Source organism: Pedobacter sp. UYEF25 (assembly GCF_054061655.1).
On the sequence record NZ_JBSSEL010000014.1, the window covers coordinates 68,884 to 84,817 of the forward strand.

Consider the following 15,934-nt stretch of genomic DNA (forward strand, 5'->3'; position numbering starts at 1 on the left):
GCCCTTTGAAAGTTAACCAACAGACTGTTAGGGCTTTTTATAAGCTTTTCCTGTAATTCCCAAGGTAATCTCCGTGTTGTGTGGTATGCCCAATGTAGTTCCCGGCTGCACGGTAAAAAAACTATATATATAAATATCTGCAATGGCTTGTACTACCTTTTTCTTATTCTCGGCATTTTCCGGCAATACCCCCAAAACATCCTTAATATGTATACGACCCGTTACATCTACTATTGCTCGGCAGAAAAAATAAAAGTCTTTATACGCTTTGTCTATCTTAATTTCATATTGTGGAAACATATAATCGTATGCTTCGGTTCGTTTTACCAACGGATCTACCGTAGTTATTTTCTTAGCACTGACCGTGTTGTTTTTTGCGGTAATTATAACTGGATCTGTTGCCGCAAAAGCGCTATCGACATTTTTATTTATCATTTTCGCCCTATCGCTTATAAATGCAGTATCGCCGATACTAGGTCTTTGAAGTATCTCTGCAGATGTTTTAAGCTTACTTTTGATGTAATCTTGAGCATAAAAAGTCATGTTCACATCAGAAGCCATACCTTTTACAATATTTCTGCCGTCTACCTCCACCCTTCTAAAAACCAAGCTATCTTTGCTCACATGTTGCACTTTAAAAAATTCCGCAGCAAAATTATATACATTTCCGTGATCATACTGCATGTAAAAACGCTGCATCATTTGCTTTTGCGGGCTCCAAGCCAACATGGTATCTTCTGCGGCTACTTCAATAATCCACGATGGCTTTTGCATAAATCCCTCTGGATTAAACGATAGCCCCGAGCTAAATCTCCGCTTAACTTCTGTATAACGAATGCCCTTTACCGGCGCAAAAGTAAATTCCCTAAGAGAAGCATCATTGGTTTTTGTATTATTACAAGCTGCAAATAAAAATGATAAAAATAAAAAAAACAGACAATAGCGAAACATAGGGGTTTTTATATGGTGCAAAATAAACAATAAAATTTTGTTTTGAAACCGATATGTAAGACTTGCATTATGCAATTTAAAGCCTGTTAATCCCTAATCGCTTTTTACCAATAATACATTTATCAGCTTCTTTTACTCATTCTGTCCAAATTTTTTATCGTCTGATGGATGGTATCCAAGTTTATTTTCTCAATAATCTTTTACATAGCGGCTTTGTAAAACAAAACGGGATAACCTTTAAAGGATTATCCCGTTATGAATAAAATTACTTTTACTACTTTTTAGGATTCAGAATGTCTTTAATTCTGATGCTTAAATCATCGTAATGTGCTTTAGAAATAGAATCACCGCCATTTGCCCTTGATCTTGTGGCAATCAACAAATTATTTAATTCCATTCTCACTATTGGTCTTATGTCAGAAAGGCCAACATTAATTGGAGTATATCCATAACCAGCCGCAGCATCGGCAGATAAGCTTCCCAGAAGATCAAGATCTTTTGTCATCAAGTTGCCTAAATCTTCTACATATGCCCTTTGTAAATTTCTTTTAAAATCATCAGGTCTTGCAGAAGAGAAGACAGAAGACCTTAAGTCGACAAACATATCTGTAAGTGTGTAGGCTTTTGTTGTGCCATTTTTAATTTGATTATCTAACAAACGCGCAATCCGAGTGGGAGAGAGCAATGAGCCCAATGTATTGGTTTGCACGGATTTGATCTTATTTAAAAGCGTACCATTGTCAAATTTTCCCAATTCTTCGGTATTGATCAACCAAAGTGGAGTGACAAAAAGATTTTTATTAAAAAACGATACCGCATCTTCTTGTGTCGCTTTAGGCAGGTAGGAATACACTGGCCCACTTTGTTCGTAGTTTTTAAAATTTTCACTTAAGCCACCTACGTTGGTTGCCACGTGCCCCATGTAGCGGTTAAATTGATTAACCACTTCATTATATACCTCTTTTAAATCGCTATAGTCTTTTCCTTGTCTGTAAGTCCATTTTTCTACATTAGGCAAGATGCGTTTCAAATTTGCGATGCCATAAGCACTTGCTTTCATGGCATTATCTCCCAAATCTTCACTTTGCAAGCGCGGATCTAAACTTGTGCCCTGTCTGCCGTAAAAATAAAGTGGATTGCCAGCGTTCTTTAAAGTCCATTTATCCAAGATATCTCTTTCTTGTTGCGGCGATTTATTGCCTGGAAACCAAGTATAACCCCATTTAATCGCCCATTTATCATATTCTCCTATTTCGGGATGTAATTTTGTAACACCATCGCCAGGTTGGGCGATGTAATTGAAGCGCGCATAATCCATTATAGATGGAGCCGTTCCGTGTTTATCAGTAAAGGTTTTAGAACGCAATGAGTCCACTGGATAAGCGTAGCTTGATCCAAAATTATGCGGCAATCCAAGAGTATGACCAATCTCATGCGACGACACAAATCTTATAAGTTCGCCCATTTCTTTATCGGTAAATTGTGCTTTACGCGCTTCTGGATTTACCGCAGCGGTTTGTACAAAGTACCAGTTGCGCAATAAGTCCATTACGTTGTGGTACCAGCCAATATGGGTCTCTAAAATTTGCCCAGTGCGTGGATCGCTAATGTGTGGCCCGTATGCATTTGCAATGTCTGAGGCAAAATACCTCAATACAGAATAACGAGAATCATCGACACTAAATTCAGGATCTTCTGCTTTAGTTGGTGCAGCTTTACCCATAATTGCATTTTTAAATCCTGCAGCTTGGAAAGCTACCTGCCAATCATTTATACCTGCAATTAAATAGGGAACCCATTTTTTCGGCGTTGCCGGATCAATATAAATAACGATGGGTTTTACTGGCTCTACCAGTTCGCCACGTAAATAAGCGGCGGTATCTTTAGGTACTAAATTCCATCGGTGGATATAGGCCGTGCGCTCCGCCTTTTGTGCATCTGTTCCATAATCCGTTTGAGATTGCCCAAAATAGCCAACTCTCTTATCCATTAGTCGAGCTTTTACCGGTGTTTTTGGCAACAACATCATAGAAGTGTTAAACTCAAAGGTCACCGCGGCATTGCTCGCATCAGTTGGCGAATCTTGTGCTTTATAGGTTTTTTCTGTTCTAACCTCCATATTGATTGGAAATGTTTTGATGGTATCGATGTAAGAACGGCCAGCATCATAAGATTGAATCTTATAAGCCTTTCTTAAGTCGTCTGTTGCACCAATTGCCATTACATCTCCATTGTAGAAATCTGTTACGTCTATTAGTACGCCAGTTGTATCTTTATTGTATGCTTTAATATCAAAACTGGCCAAGATTTGTGACAAGTTGGAGTTTTTAACAGATTGATACATATCGCTAGTAGAATCTGCGCGTACGGAAAAACTAGGCACACGAATAAAGATTTTCTTTCCATTACGTTCCCAATTCCAAACTTGATCATTCAGTTCTTCGCCACCGTATTGTTGGTTTCCGACCTTTATGCCTGCAGGTGCTTTTGACAACCGTGTTACCACCAACATATCTCTATTCAATAAGCTATCCGGAATTTCGAAATACCATTTGTCATCCACCTTGTGGGTTTTAAACATTCCGTTGAGGGTTTTCGCTTTATCGGTGACCACCTCTTTGTAAGGCTTTATTTCTTCTTGCTTTTTTGGTGGAGTTGCCGTGGCCGCAGCTCCTAGTTTGGCCGTTGGTTTTTTGTGAGGAAAAATGGTCTTGCAGCTAGTTATAGAAAGCGCCAATGCCGCAGCCGCTAAAATTTTAAAATCGAATTTCATAAAAATAAGTAAGTAGTTATTTTTTTTGGTCTAAAAAATAAAGATATAAGAATGTTGACGTTTTTGAAACTTGTAACTATAAAATTACTGCTTAGAAAAAATCATATTCGATTTTCGGGCGTAACGAAACGAAAAATTACCCTTCCGCCCCTGGCAATTTCAAAAATAATTGTTTTTTTCGTGCCAGATTTGAACATTTCTGTAAGTTCATCTAACGAATATCGACTTATGTCTGTTAGATTGATACTTAAAACTTCGTCGCCAGACAAAAGGCCGGCCCGATCTGCTGGCGAATCCTCATCTACTTCTGCTATTAAATAACGCTTAAATTTATCTTGATCTAGATACAAAACTGCGCCAACCATGTCATAATCGAAAGGCTTTGTGGCGTAGTTGTTAAGTTTCAAATAAACAGCATTATTTGCATAATCAAACTGGAGATCAAATCTTCTTAACAGTTCGGCACCAAGATTACCATTGCGTTTGCTGTCTGCAATTTTTGCGATGATGGCCTTATAATTTGGAAAACCTGCAACCACATTTTTGAACGTATGCCCACCAAAGTTGACGATATTAATTCTACCGACATAGCCCTTAATTCTGCCACTTAGGCTCATCCCCAAATTGGCAGGTATTTTTTTTTCGGGCATTGGAAAACTGCCATTATCCAACGTTTCCATCGATAATGCGTGACTTGCGCCGGTATCGATCAAAAATTTTGCGGCAACCTGGACACCATTCGATACAGCAATTTGCGCCATGATGTAGGGTCGTTGATTATAAATCTCAAGCGGAAACCGTTCGCCACGGAATTTTATTTTTGCATCGTCGCTGTAGATAATTAGTCGACTTTGACTATACCTAATGTCTACAACAAAACTGTCAAACAATGAAAAGCCTATAATGCCATAAATTTTTCTACCCAAATAGCCTGATAAATTAAAAAGATCGTCTTTTAACACAGCAGTCGGGATGCCGGATATCTTAGCGCGTCCGATCTGTGCATTAATGGTTTGAGATACATATGCCATTACCGTATCTGCACCTAATCCAGAAACCATAACTTTTTTAAGGACGTTAAAATCCATATCTCCCAGAATTATAGGGTCTGTGATAATCATTGGACCCACCCCCGTATCCAAAATAAAATCATAAGGGCCTTTTCCGTTTACAATTACGGGCAAGACAATAAGGTTTTTAACGCTTTTAAATGAGATTGACTGACGTTTTCTGTTTTGCGGAAGTAGGAAATCTTGCGCAGCGACAACCTTGGAAAAAAACACCAAAGTGCAGAGACAAAAAAATCCATTTTGAATGGTTTTAATTACAATAGTTTTGTATTTGGCCAACATTAAATTAAATTTAGCAATTTAGTTCAGATATTAACGAATGGTAAAAGATGTCGCCGAAACCGCATAAAAAATTGTCCTCATGCATTCTTTGTCTAATTATTTTTCTTGGAACTAGCTGTGGGATACGTAAAACGATCTCAAATAAGATTTCAAAGGAATTTAAAAGCGCTGCTGTTCTAAGAAACAGCACCTACGGTTTCGCCCTTTACGATTTACAAGGCAAAAAAATGATTTTCGAAAAAGATGCGAACAAATATTTTGTCCCCGCTTCTAATACAAAACTATTTACATTTTATGCGGCGTTGAAAATGCTGCCTCAAAATATTGCCGCTTTAAGGTACGAAGAAAGAAACGACTCCTTGATTTTTTGGGGAACTGGAGATCCATCTTTCCTCCAAACAGAAATAAAGGATCAAAGCGCGCTTAAGTTTTTAAAGGCAAGCGAGAAAAAGCTGTTTTTCTCACCTGGCAGATATCGTGGAAATAAGCTGGGCGCAGGTTGGGCTTGGGACGATTACAACGACTATTATCAGGCAGAAATTAACGAACTACCGATTATGGATAATACGTTACAAGTAACGGGGAATGAGCGCGGAACTTTTACGCTTTCCCCAAAAATTTTTTACAGCTGCTTCATCAAAGACAGCGCTAACAACAGTAATTTTTCTATTAAAAGAAATCTATTGAGTAATGAATTTCATTATAGCAATTCGGTGCCCTCAACCAACTATAAAGAACGCATTCCCTATTTGATAAGCACCCAAACTACGCTCAATTTACTTAGCGATACATTGCATAAATTTATTGGAGTGGTTGATACACCGATGCCAAGAGATGCGAAAACGATTATTGGTGCTGATAGGGATGCTGTGCTTACCGCGATGCTATTGCCTAGCGATAACTTTATTGCAGAACAATTGCTATTGTTATGTAGCAATGAAATAAGTGATACCCTGGAAACCAAGAAAGCAATAGATTATGCAGTAAATACCTATATGAAAAGCTTACCAGACAAGCCAAATTGGGTGGACGGTAGCGGGCTCTCCCGCATGAATTTGTTTACGCCGAGAGATGTGATTAAGGTTTTAGAACTCATTTATGATGAAGTAAATAACCAAAAAAAATTATTTGACATGTTGCCCGCTGGGGGCAAAACGGGCACGTTAAAAAATGCCTATCCAAAAACTGACGTCCCCTTTGTGTTCGGAAAGACCGGCACACTTACTGGCGTACACAATCAAAGCGGATATGTTGTTACCAAAAAGGGTAAGACTTATCTGTTTTCCTTTATGAACAATAATTTTATTGAGCCTACCAGCGCCATTCGTGCTGAAATAGTAAAAACCATTACTTTAATTCACAATAACTTTTAATATGAAATATTCCACCGTCCTACTTATTTGTTGCTTCATTTATCTTTCGGCTTCTGCTCAAAAACAACTAATCTTTAACTCTAAAAATCTGCCTCGTACCGATACTGTTTGGGTTTTTATGCCTCATAAAATACCGAAGAATAAAGTTTTGCCAACAGTTGTTTTACTACACGGCTATAGCGGAAATTACAAACAGTGGGATGGCATTATGGACGCGCAGAAGTATGCCGATGATTTTGGCTATATTTTGGTTTGCCCAGATGGTTTGTTTAGTAGTTGGTACATCAATAGTCCTGCAAAAAAAAATTCTCAGTATGAAAGCTTTTTCTTTGAGGAACTTCTGCCAAAAATAAAAACTGATTTCCCGGTAGATACTGCCAATGTCTTTATTACTGGATTAAGTATGGGCGGCCACGGTGCTTTATATCTTTTTTTAAAGCACCAAGAGTTATTTAGAAGTGCAGGCAGCACAAGCGGAGGCGTAGATTTAACTGATCCAATTGGCCAATTTGGGGTGCCAGATTTATTGGGCAAACCAAGTAAGGATAGTGACATTTGGTTAAAATATTCTGTTATTGGCAACATTGACAAACTGCAAGGAAGCAAAAAGCAAATTATTTTTGACTGCGGAAACAGCGACTTCTTTTACCACGCCAACAACAATCTGAAGAAAAAATGCGACAGCTTAAAAATAAACGCTACTTACACCACGCAACCTGGAACGCACAATACAGACTATTGGCGAAAATCCATTAAACAGCAATTTGCTTTTTTTAAGAGGATCGTTGAGGAGGAATGAGCAGCAAAGACTTAGAAAACCAACGCGCACTAAAATCTATGCTGCGTATGAGACTTGAAGAAGTATAGTTATGAATTAAGAAAGGCTAATCTTGTGGCAAATAAGTTAATCGAAATAGCATTATACAACGTTTCCTACAGGCTACAATTTCTCGAAAGGAATATCCATCAAGTCGAAATTACGCCAGTTTATAAAATCGAAATGCCACCATTCATTGCTCAAAACATTCATCTGATTCTTGCCCATAATCGATATTAAAAGTGCTCTATTTTCTTTAGCTTTCGACGAAACATCTTCATAGTTTGCTGCGGCAGCGTTAGAAAAGCTGTCATAAGGCGTTGGCATTTCCAACTCTTTGCCTGTTTTTAGATCGATCAAAGTACAGTCTATCGCACAGCCACGGTTATGTTTAGAACCTTTGGTAGGATTTGCTACAAAGTTTTTATCGCTTGCTTTTCTATAAAAATCCACAGTCACTGAATATGGCCTGTAGCCATCGTAAATCTTTAAGCCCAAACCTCGAGGTTTCAAAATAGTTTGAATCCTTTTAAGCGCATCTACTACAGGTCGGCGGGCAAATGCTCTTGCTTGCTGATACATCACCTGTCTCATAAAATTGTTCTTTGTTGCGTATCTAATATCCAGTACGATGGATGGTATTTCTTTCTTTATTTCTACAAGTTCGTTCTGGTGGTTTTCTATAGCGGCAGATAGGTATGCAAAATAGGAATCTACAATCTTTAGGTTTTCCGACGGATTATTGTCTTCTTGTGCATAAAGATTACAGGAAAGTGTAGCAAGAAACAGAAAGATTATTATTTTTTTCATCGTGTTAAGTTCATGCAGTTTTGGAAAGCTTTATTTTTCTAAAATACAAATTTGCAGACTTTAAAATTGTACCAGACCGTTCCTAAGTAACTAAATCATGTGCCTTTTGATCTGGCGTGGATTCTCGCATTTCCTTCATTTTTTTGATCCAAAACCTTTTTCCCAAATGCTTTCCCAACGCTAAGGGAGCAACAATGAACGAGCGTTTGTGCACTTTTAGAGTTCCTTCAGTTGCTTTCCGTATAATAAGCCTTGGCGAAGCGGATACCGGCCTTGTGGTTAAGGCCTGCGGGCGTATGAGCGAAGCAAAGGATTGCTGCAACCGATTTCCATCTGCCACAACGTTTCCTGAAAAAAAAGGTACTGTAAAAAATACACTTTGATTGAGGCCTTTTTTCACTTAAGTCTTTAAAGCTTTCTGCTGGATTGAACCCACTACTGCCTCTCTACCTCAAACTACCTATTAGACAACACCAATAACTCCAAATCTTTAAAGGGTAAATCAAACATATCGGCTAAATCCTTGTCGGTTACATTTCCTTGATAAATATATAGTGCTTCGCGAATCCCGGGATGTTCCCAAACCATATTCATTAACCCACCGCTCTCTCCAATGGCCAGTAAAATTGGCGCAAAAATATTGGTGAGTGCGTAAGACGCCGTTCTAGGTACGCGAGAAGCGACGTTTGGTACACAATAATGAATGACTTCGTGTTTTCTAAATACAGGGCTTGTATGATTCGTGACCTCCGAAGTTTCAAAACATCCTCCTTGATCGATGCTGATGTCTATCAATACAGAGTTCGGCTTCATTTTGGCAACGGTTTCTTCCATAACGATGCATGGACTACGACCATGTTTTGCTCTAATCGCACCAATAACAACATCGCAGGTAACAAGCGACTTGTGCAAAACGATGGGCTGCATGACGGATGTAAAAACTCTGCTGCTGCTTAAGTTATTCTGTAACCTCCGCAAACGATAAATTGAACTGTCGAAAACCTTAACCTCGGCACCGAGCGCAAGTGCTGTTCTTGCAGCATATTCGCCAACTGTGCCTGCACCCAAAATGACTATTTCTGTTGGCGGCACACCAGTAAATCCCCCAAGCATCAACCCCTTGCCGCCGGTTACGCTGCTTAGGTATTCTGCAGCGATCAAAATGGAGGTCGATCCCACAATTTCGCCCATTGCACGCACTACGCTTAGCACATTTCCTTCGTCTCTAATGTTCTCGAAACAAAGTGCGTTGATTTTTTTATGCATTAAAGCTTTGAGGTATTCTTGCTTAAGTGTTCCGGTTTGAAGTGAGGAAATTAACGTTTGTCCCTTGTGCATCATTTCAATTTCGGCCAACATGGGCGGCGCAATTTTCATCAAAATATCGCATGCAAATACTTCTTTTTTATCGTGCACAATTTTAGCACCTTGTTCTGCATATTCTCTGTCAGAAAAATTAGCTCCCAAACCTGCACCGCTTTCTAAAATTACTTCATGTCCGTTATTTACTAAAAGAGCGACGGATAAAGGCGTTAATGCAATTCTATTTTCTTGAAAAGAAATTTCTTTTGGAATGCCAACGCAAAGATCGTTTTTTCGAGCCTTTGTTTCTAGCGTTGCTTCTTGTGTTTGTCGCAGACCTTGCAACGCTATGTCGGCCATTCCGGCGCTAAATGCTGTAGCCATTGTTAGCTTGTTTATTTAAGGTTGTTGAAGTTACAAAAAAGTGTCGAAAATGTTTTGAGTAATTTTTAAACCAGGGGCCTATATAACCGCAACTTTTTAGGTGAGGAAGTAAAATAGCAAGAGTAAAATGCTAAACAGAACAGGCTAAATTTTTGAGAAATTAAAAATGCGTTCATCATTTTCCCCCACTTCTATTGTTACTTTTATATAATTTTGTGGCAGAAGTACCTCTATCTTTTCAGGCCATTCTATTAAACAAATGGCATTGCTGTCTACGTATTCTTCGAAACCAATGTCGAATGCCTCTTCAACCGTTTTTATCCTGTAAAAATCGAAGTGGAAAATTTGGCTTTTTTTGCCCTGATATTCATTTACAATGGAATAAGTTGGACTAGAAACAGTTTCTACCACGCCTAACGCGGCACAAAGTACTTTTATGAAAGTAGTTTTCCCAGCAGCCATTTCACCCTCAAACAAGAAAATTTTTTCTTCTTTCGCAAAGGACAAAAGTTCGCTTGCTATATTAGGTAATTTTGATAAATCGTTTGCGCTAAGCTTCATATACTCTAACCGATGAACAAAGATACTTTTTCTGTGAAATTTTTAATCGAGAATTATTGTTAAGCCTACTGAAGGGTGGCGAATGTATCCGCAACAATCAAACCACCATTGTCTAATTTAACAGTAGGTAGCGTGGAGTTGGTTCAACCCAATGTAAAATTAACAACTTGTCATTGGCGTTTATTTGCTCTGAATTATAGCCCCATCAATTATGTTTGTCTGGTTGTTCGTGGCATTGTTGCAAGAAGTAAAAAAACCCGGCATAAGCTAGAATGCCAATATGCCTTTTACCATTTAAGTTTTTATTGATTGATTATCAATTGGCATATAACACATTTGGTTGCCAATCTGAAGTGCTAAATGCTAGCCTTTGGCAATTTTTAGTAGCATACCTGGTTGAAGCAACGATTTTTTTAAACCGTTATCATTCTTTATTCCTTGTACAGTCGCCCCATCAAACCGTTCTGCAATATCAGACAATGTGTCCCCAGGTTTAACCCGATAATTTGAATAGGAAGAAGGTGCTGCTTTGGCCGGTGCCCCGTACTTAAAAATTTTAAGGCGTTGGCCTGGCACTATTGTGTTGCTTTTTAATTGGTTCCATACCTTCAAATCCTGTAGCTCAACCTTATATTTATCAGCAATTAAAGTTAAACTTTGACCAGGCAGTACTTTGTAGATAAATTCTGTGGTTCTTTTTGATTTAGAAACATTTGCTTTCCGAAGTACTCTAACATCATCTGTACTTGCAAGTATTACTTTAGGATCGGCATCTAAATAATCGGTATTTAAGACATTGTAAATCCCTGCAAAGTTTGCGTTTTCTAAACTTGGCATGATGATTCGTTTTGGCATTTCGCCTGTACCATTTACAATCTGTTTTTTATAAGCTGGGTTTAGGTCTGCTAGCGCATCACTAGAAATATTTAATACGGTAGCAAGCTGAGGTAGAGAAATAAATCTATTTACCAATACGGTATCGGTATTGAGATATAAACTGCACGACTGTGCCGTAATCTGGTGCCTAGTAGAAAAATTCATTACATACACTGCTGCGATAAAAGCAGGCACATAATTTCTGGTTTCTTTTGGCAAGAATTGCCTAATTTCCCAAAAATCTCTAGAACCTGCCTTGGCAATTGCTCTGGTAACATTTCCTTTACCGCAGTTATAGGCCGCAAGTGCTAGCAACCAATCGCCAAGCTCATCGTATGCATCTCTAAAATAGGCTGCAGCAGCATAACTAGCTTGTATTGGATCTTTTCGTTCGTCTACGTAATTGTCTATTTGTAATCCGTAAGCCTTGCCGGTAGCAAACATAAATTGCCAAAGACCGGTAGCGCCCACTCTAGACCGGGCATTGGGATTCATTTCTGACTCGATAATAGTCAGGTATTTAATTTCCTTCGGTACGTTGTAATCATTTAGCGCCTTTTCGAATATCGGAAAATAATAGTTAGACAAGCCCAACATCTTCCCAAACATATCTTTACGTTGACTGTAAATGTCTATATATTGCTGCACATACTCATTATATGGAAGCGGGACGGTTTTTTGTATGGAGTCTAAACGAAGTTTGTAAATATAGTTCTGGCCAAAGAGCAACTGATTTTCGACAGCCTCTGGCACGGCTCTAGCATTATCCACTAAAAAGCTTGCGGATTTTCTTAAGCTGTCTGGATTGATTTTTTGTTGGCAATATGCACCGGTTGCTAAGCTAAAGATTGGAAATAGATAGAGAATTCGTATTAGTTTGATCATTCGCTAATGGTTGATTCATTTAGTAAGCACCAAAACGTCTTGAAAAAGCTTATTTGATGATATTGAGTTCGGGCAAAACTTATTAAAAAAAACTAAAATGCTTTTCCCCGTTTTGCACATACACCATACGATAAAAATCAATAAAAATAAAACTATCTGATTATCAAACGATTAAATTTTTAAACTTACTGCATTAGCTTTTTAAAAACTGTTGAGAAAACGCCAAAAGTTCTTCTTCCTTAAACTGATTGGCTATGAATTGAATACTTAACGGCAAACCTGCTTTATTATTGCCTATTGGCAACGCTACGGCCGGATTACCAGTAAGTGAAGCGAGCACGGTAAAAATATCTGCCATATACATTACGAGCGGATCTTGCATATTGTCTCCAATTTTGAATGCCGTAGTTGGGGCAACTGGCAATAAAATTAAGTCGAAAGAATTGAATAGTGCATCCACTTTTTCCTTAATTAATCGGCGTACTTGTTGTGCTTTTTGATAATATGCATCGTAATATCCTGCACTTAATACAAAAGTTCCTAATAAAATCCTTCTTTGCACTTCTTCTCCAAAACCTTCTGATCGGGATTTTTTATAAAGTGCGGTTAAATTTTTTGCTTCGAGATTTCTATGCCCAAAATGCACACCATCATACCTCGATAAATTTGACGAAGCTTCTGCCGCTGTCAGAATATAATAAGTTGGCACCAAATAATCTAACAAGTCGAAAGAAACATAGGCTACCTGGTGCCCATCTTGCTCTAATCTTTTTATGGAGGATAAAATTGCGGCTTTTATCTCAGGATCTAGTGCATCACTATCGATTGTTTCTTTTAAAACAGCTATCTTTTTAATTGAGGAGTGCTCTAGCAGTTTTGAGTAAGATGGCACGTTCCTGGCTGATACGGTGCTGTCATACTCATCGGTGCCTGCAAGCACTTCTAGCAATAAAGCTGCATCTTCAACTGAAGAGGTGATTGGCCCAACCTGATCAAAAGACGAAGCATAGGCAATTACTCCATATCTAGAAATGCGCCCGTAACTTGGTTTAAGCCCAATTTGCCCGCAAAAGGCTGCAGGCTGCCTGACCGATCCACCGGTATCAGTGCCTAAAGCAGCCAAACACATGTCGGCCTGAACAGCTACTGCAGAACCGCCGGAAGAACCTCCGGGAACCAAAGAATGGTCTTTTGCATTTTTAACTATTCCAAAATGAGAGGTCTCATTTGAGCCGCCCATTGCAAATTCATCGCAATTTAACCGACCTATAATAATTGCATCTTCGGCTAATAAGCGTGCAACGACCGTCGCCGAATAAGGCGACACAAAACCATCGAGCATTTTAGAAGATGCTGTGACTGAATGGTCCTTATAACAAATATTATCTTTTATACCGATGACCAATCCGGCCAGCTTCCCAGCATTGCCGCTATCTAACTTTTCTTGTACAGCAGCTGCTTGAACTCTTGCAGAATGAAAAAACACCTCATTAAAAGCATTGAGGTGTTCGTTTAAGCCAATCTGCTCTAAATAATAATTGAGTAAATCTGCTATTTTTAACTGCCCTTTAGAAAGGATTTCTTGTATCTCTCGTAGAGAACTGTATTTCTTCAAACCGAAAACAAATGAGATTTAAACAGTCCTATCTCTGTTAGAGGGATCTACGTGATCGTCTGCAGGACCGTCCTTACCGTCCTTAAATTCTTTAACGCCTTTGCCTAGACCGCGCATAAGTTCTGGTATTTTTTTACCTCCAAAAAGCAAAAGTACCACCACCAAGATGATAACAATTTCTGGTGTTCCGAGCATTGCTGCTATTGTTGTGTTTAACATAATTTCTTTTATTTAAAACCGTTTAATTAATCTACCTCTACTTTACCGCAGGTAACGGCTCAATTACTGTACTTCGATTTTCTAAAACAGCGTCCGCAATCTTGGCGTCTACTAGATCGGTCTTTACTTTTTCAACATTGCTAAGGTGGGCGTGTGTCTCTTCGATTCCTGTAACAGCAGCTACATGGTCACCTGTGAGATCAGTTTCCACTTTTTCAACATTGCTCAGGTGGGAAGTTTCCTCATTTATTCCTGTAACGGCAGCAACATCAGCTGCAGTTGGATTATGATGTTCGCTGGTGTTTGCAGCTACCCCTTCATCTTCCGCCTTATCTATGTCCATCGCATTTATGTTGCGGTGTATTTCCCTCTTCACACCCTCTGAAGCATCCTTAAATTCTCGAATTCCTTTACCCAATCCACGCGCCAATTCGGGCAATTTTTTCCCGCCGAAAAGCAATAAAACCACTACCAATATAAGGATGATCTCTGATCCGCCCATATTTAAAAATTCCAATAACGTGCTTTGATACATCACAACTTTCTATTTAAACAAATATATAAATTAATAAACTCACTCTTACTATTTACTAATCCAGGCTTCTGGATTCAATTTTGTCTGCCCTCTCATTATTTCAAAGTGCAATTCTGCAACATCGCCGGTATTGGCCAAGACACCAATGGTCTCTCTCGTAGTTACTTTATCTCCTTTACTTACGCTAGTTGACCTTAAATTTTGATAAATGGTAAAATAACTACCATGCTGGATCACCACCACATATTTACCATAAATCACACTCACATACAAAACTTCCCCATCAAATACTGCCCTTACGGCAGCACCTTCTGCGCCAGTAATGTTTACACCCTCATTGTTCATCGTCGCTTTGTCCACCTTATGTACTCCAAAACTTTCTGTAATGGTACCTACAACAGGGTAAGGCAACCGTCCTCTATTGTTTTCAAATCCAGCAGCCAACTTTGCCGTATACGCATTGTCTGTTAACAGTTCCGTAGTCGTTTTCTCTTTTGTAACGGGCGCAGCTTCTACCGGCCTATTACTATCTTTTGCCCTTATTGCCGCTAACCTTGCTTCTTCTGCGGCTTTCCGTCTAGCTTCTTCTAACGCCTTTCGCCTTGCTTCTTCTATCGCACGCTGTATTGCCGCTCTAATTTCTCCATCAATCTTTGCTTGTTGCTTTTTGCGCGTCGCAATATCACTTTTAAAACTTTTCTCTTGCTTACTAAACTTATTTAAAACTACTGATTGTTTACTTTTATCTTTACCAAGCTTATTTTTTTCTTCTTCTTGCTCTTTTAAAAGACTATTTTTCTCCTTCAGCGTTTTACCTAAAACAGTTATCTTTCCGTTTAGTTTGTTCTGCGTATCTTCTATATATCCAGCTTGCTTTTTTCTATATTGGCTAAACTGCTGTAAATATTTTATGCGTTTATATGCCTGATTAAAGTCTTTGGCAGCAAAAATAAACATCATTTTATCGTAGGCATTTCTATTTCGCTGTGCAAACCTAATCATGCCCGCATAATCGCTTTTAAGGTCGCTTAATTGACCTTTCAACGTATTTACGGTGTTTGTGTTTGTAGAGATTTGATTATCTAAACTTTTTATTTCTGAGTTTACCGTACCAATCTTTTCTTGCCGTAATCTAATTTGAGCGTTTAGAGCATTGATCTGCTGCAAAGTTAATTTTTTCCCGCTAGAAGCCTTATTTAAATTTTTTTGTAACTGTTCTATTTCACGCTGGATAGCTTCCTTTTTTCTTCTGAGTTCATTTGCAGTCTGGGCCGAAACCGAGTGCGCGATGAACAAAAAAAACAATAAAAATAAGCCTCCCCTAAACTTCATTAGGCCAAAAGTATAAAATTTTTGATTAATCGCGCAGCGGTCTAAAAACATGATGCAAAGATAAGACGTGTTTCCAATTGAAAGAAGAAAACGCTAATTTCATTACAACCGCCTTTAAATTAGAATCAGCTTAACCTTATTGCCTTGCT

14 protein-coding genes are annotated in these 15,934 nt (G+C 38.6%); 2 read left to right on the forward strand and 12 right to left on the reverse strand.

The features are described from left to right. Positions 1 to 27: 27 nt before the first annotated feature. From ACVWYG_RS13735 to ACVWYG_RS13745, 3 genes are all read right to left on the reverse strand, one after another. Positions 28 to 951 carry a hypothetical protein gene (locus tag ACVWYG_RS13735; protein ID WP_457270803.1) on the reverse strand — a complete coding sequence of 308 codons (924 nt, stop codon included), beginning with the start codon at positions 949 to 951 and terminating at the stop codon, positions 28 to 30. 274 nt (positions 952 to 1,225) lie between these two features. Next, a complete protein-coding gene (locus ACVWYG_RS13740) occupies positions 1,226 to 3,724 on the reverse strand; it encodes a zinc-dependent metalloprotease (RefSeq protein WP_457270804.1) in 2,499 nt (832 codons plus the stop codon). Between the two features lie 101 nt (positions 3,725 to 3,825). Beyond that, positions 3,826 to 5,076, reverse strand: a complete 1,251-nt coding sequence (locus tag ACVWYG_RS13745; RefSeq protein ID WP_457270805.1) for an aspartyl protease family protein — start codon at positions 5,074 to 5,076, stop codon at positions 3,826 to 3,828. Positions 5,077 to 5,123: 47 nt separating this feature from the next. On the opposite strand from ACVWYG_RS13745, the gene ACVWYG_RS13750 reads away from it, so the two are divergent. Next, positions 5,124 to 6,449, forward strand: a complete 1,326-nt coding sequence (locus ACVWYG_RS13750) for a D-alanyl-D-alanine carboxypeptidase/D-alanyl-D-alanine-endopeptidase (RefSeq protein ID WP_457270806.1) — start codon at positions 5,124 to 5,126, stop codon at positions 6,447 to 6,449. Position 6,450: 1 nt separating this feature from the next. Further along, complete coding sequence (locus tag ACVWYG_RS13755; RefSeq protein WP_457270807.1) at positions 6,451 to 7,248, forward strand: alpha/beta hydrolase; 798 nt, start codon at positions 6,451 to 6,453, stop codon at positions 7,246 to 7,248. Between the two features lie 141 nt (positions 7,249 to 7,389). Here the strand turns inward: ACVWYG_RS13755 and ACVWYG_RS13760 are convergent, their stop codons facing one another. The 9 genes from ACVWYG_RS13760 to ACVWYG_RS13800 all read right to left on the reverse strand — a co-directional run bounded on the left by ACVWYG_RS13760 (position 7,390) and on the right by ACVWYG_RS13800 (position 15,785). Next, positions 7,390 to 8,076 carry a M15 family metallopeptidase gene (locus ACVWYG_RS13760; protein WP_457270808.1) on the reverse strand — a complete coding sequence of 229 codons (687 nt, stop codon included), beginning with the start codon at positions 8,074 to 8,076 and terminating at the stop codon, positions 7,390 to 7,392. A gap of 82 nt (positions 8,077 to 8,158) precedes the next feature. Further along, positions 8,159 to 8,476 carry a hypothetical protein gene (locus ACVWYG_RS13765; RefSeq protein ID WP_457270809.1) on the reverse strand — a complete coding sequence of 106 codons (318 nt, stop codon included), beginning with the start codon at positions 8,474 to 8,476 and terminating at the stop codon, positions 8,159 to 8,161. 56 nt (positions 8,477 to 8,532) lie between these two features. Beyond that, positions 8,533 to 9,762 carry an alanine dehydrogenase gene (locus tag ACVWYG_RS13770; RefSeq protein ID WP_457270810.1) on the reverse strand — a complete coding sequence of 410 codons (1,230 nt, stop codon included), beginning with the start codon at positions 9,760 to 9,762 and terminating at the stop codon, positions 8,533 to 8,535. A 144-nt stretch (positions 9,763 to 9,906) separates the two neighbouring features. Beyond that, the gene (tsaE, locus tag ACVWYG_RS13775; RefSeq protein ID WP_457270811.1) at positions 9,907 to 10,323 is read right to left on the reverse strand and encodes a tRNA (adenosine(37)-N6)-threonylcarbamoyltransferase complex ATPase subunit type 1 TsaE; all 417 of its coding nucleotides are present in this window, start codon (positions 10,321 to 10,323) and stop codon (positions 9,907 to 9,909) included. Positions 10,324 to 10,686: 363 nt separating this feature from the next. Continuing rightward, positions 10,687 to 12,084 carry a transglycosylase SLT domain-containing protein gene (locus tag ACVWYG_RS13780; RefSeq protein WP_457270812.1) on the reverse strand — a complete coding sequence of 466 codons (1,398 nt, stop codon included), beginning with the start codon at positions 12,082 to 12,084 and terminating at the stop codon, positions 10,687 to 10,689. A 193-nt stretch (positions 12,085 to 12,277) separates the two neighbouring features. Continuing rightward, positions 12,278 to 13,699: an Asp-tRNA(Asn)/Glu-tRNA(Gln) amidotransferase subunit GatA gene (gene gatA / locus ACVWYG_RS13785; protein WP_457270813.1), complete on the reverse strand. Its 1,422-nt coding sequence runs from the start codon at positions 13,697 to 13,699 to the stop codon at positions 12,278 to 12,280. Between the two features lie 18 nt (positions 13,700 to 13,717). Beyond that, complete coding sequence (gene tatA, locus ACVWYG_RS13790; protein ID WP_457270814.1) at positions 13,718 to 13,918, reverse strand: twin-arginine translocase TatA/TatE family subunit; 201 nt, start codon at positions 13,916 to 13,918, stop codon at positions 13,718 to 13,720. 37 nt (positions 13,919 to 13,955) lie between these two features. Then, a complete protein-coding gene (locus ACVWYG_RS13795; RefSeq protein ID WP_457270855.1) occupies positions 13,956 to 14,453 on the reverse strand; it encodes a Sec-independent protein translocase subunit TatA/TatB in 498 nt (165 codons plus the stop codon). A 48-nt stretch (positions 14,454 to 14,501) separates the two neighbouring features. Beyond that, entirely contained in the window at positions 14,502 to 15,785 is a 1,284-nt protein-coding gene (locus tag ACVWYG_RS13800; RefSeq protein WP_457270815.1) for a peptidoglycan DD-metalloendopeptidase family protein, read from the reverse strand. Positions 15,786 to 15,934 lie beyond the last annotated feature (149 nt).

Bases quoted from the DNA above. Each gene is read 5' to 3' on its own strand.
- ACVWYG_RS13800 (WP_457270815.1), bottom strand. From the start codon at position 15,785: ATGAAGTTTAGGGGAGGCTTATTTTTATTGTTTTTTTTGTTCATCGCG.
- ACVWYG_RS13745 (WP_457270805.1), bottom strand. From the start codon at position 5,076: ATGTTGGCCAAATACAAAACTATTGTAATTAAAACCATTCAAAATGGA.
- ACVWYG_RS13780 (WP_457270812.1), bottom strand. From the start codon at position 12,084: ATGATCAAACTAATACGAATTCTCTATCTATTTCCAATCTTTAGCTTA.
- tatA (WP_457270814.1), bottom strand. From the start codon at position 13,918: ATGTTAAACACAACAATAGCAGCAATGCTCGGAACACCAGAAATTGTT.
- ACVWYG_RS13770 (WP_457270810.1), bottom strand. From the start codon at position 9,762: ATGGCTACAGCATTTAGCGCCGGAATGGCCGACATAGCGTTGCAAGGT.
- ACVWYG_RS13740 (WP_457270804.1), bottom strand. From the start codon at position 3,724: ATGAAATTCGATTTTAAAATTTTAGCGGCTGCGGCATTGGCGCTTTCT.
- tsaE (WP_457270811.1), bottom strand. From the start codon at position 10,323: ATGAAGCTTAGCGCAAACGATTTATCAAAATTACCTAATATAGCAAGC.
- ACVWYG_RS13755 (WP_457270807.1), top strand. From the start codon at position 6,451: ATGAAATATTCCACCGTCCTACTTATTTGTTGCTTCATTTATCTTTCG.
- ACVWYG_RS13750 (WP_457270806.1), top strand. From the start codon at position 5,124: ATGTCGCCGAAACCGCATAAAAAATTGTCCTCATGCATTCTTTGTCTA.
- ACVWYG_RS13760 (WP_457270808.1), bottom strand. From the start codon at position 8,076: ATGAAAAAAATAATAATCTTTCTGTTTCTTGCTACACTTTCCTGTAAT.
- ACVWYG_RS13795 (WP_457270855.1), bottom strand. From the start codon at position 14,453: ATGTATCAAAGCACGTTATTGGAATTTTTAAATATGGGCGGATCAGAG.
- ACVWYG_RS13735 (WP_457270803.1), bottom strand. From the start codon at position 951: ATGTTTCGCTATTGTCTGTTTTTTTTATTTTTATCATTTTTATTTGCA.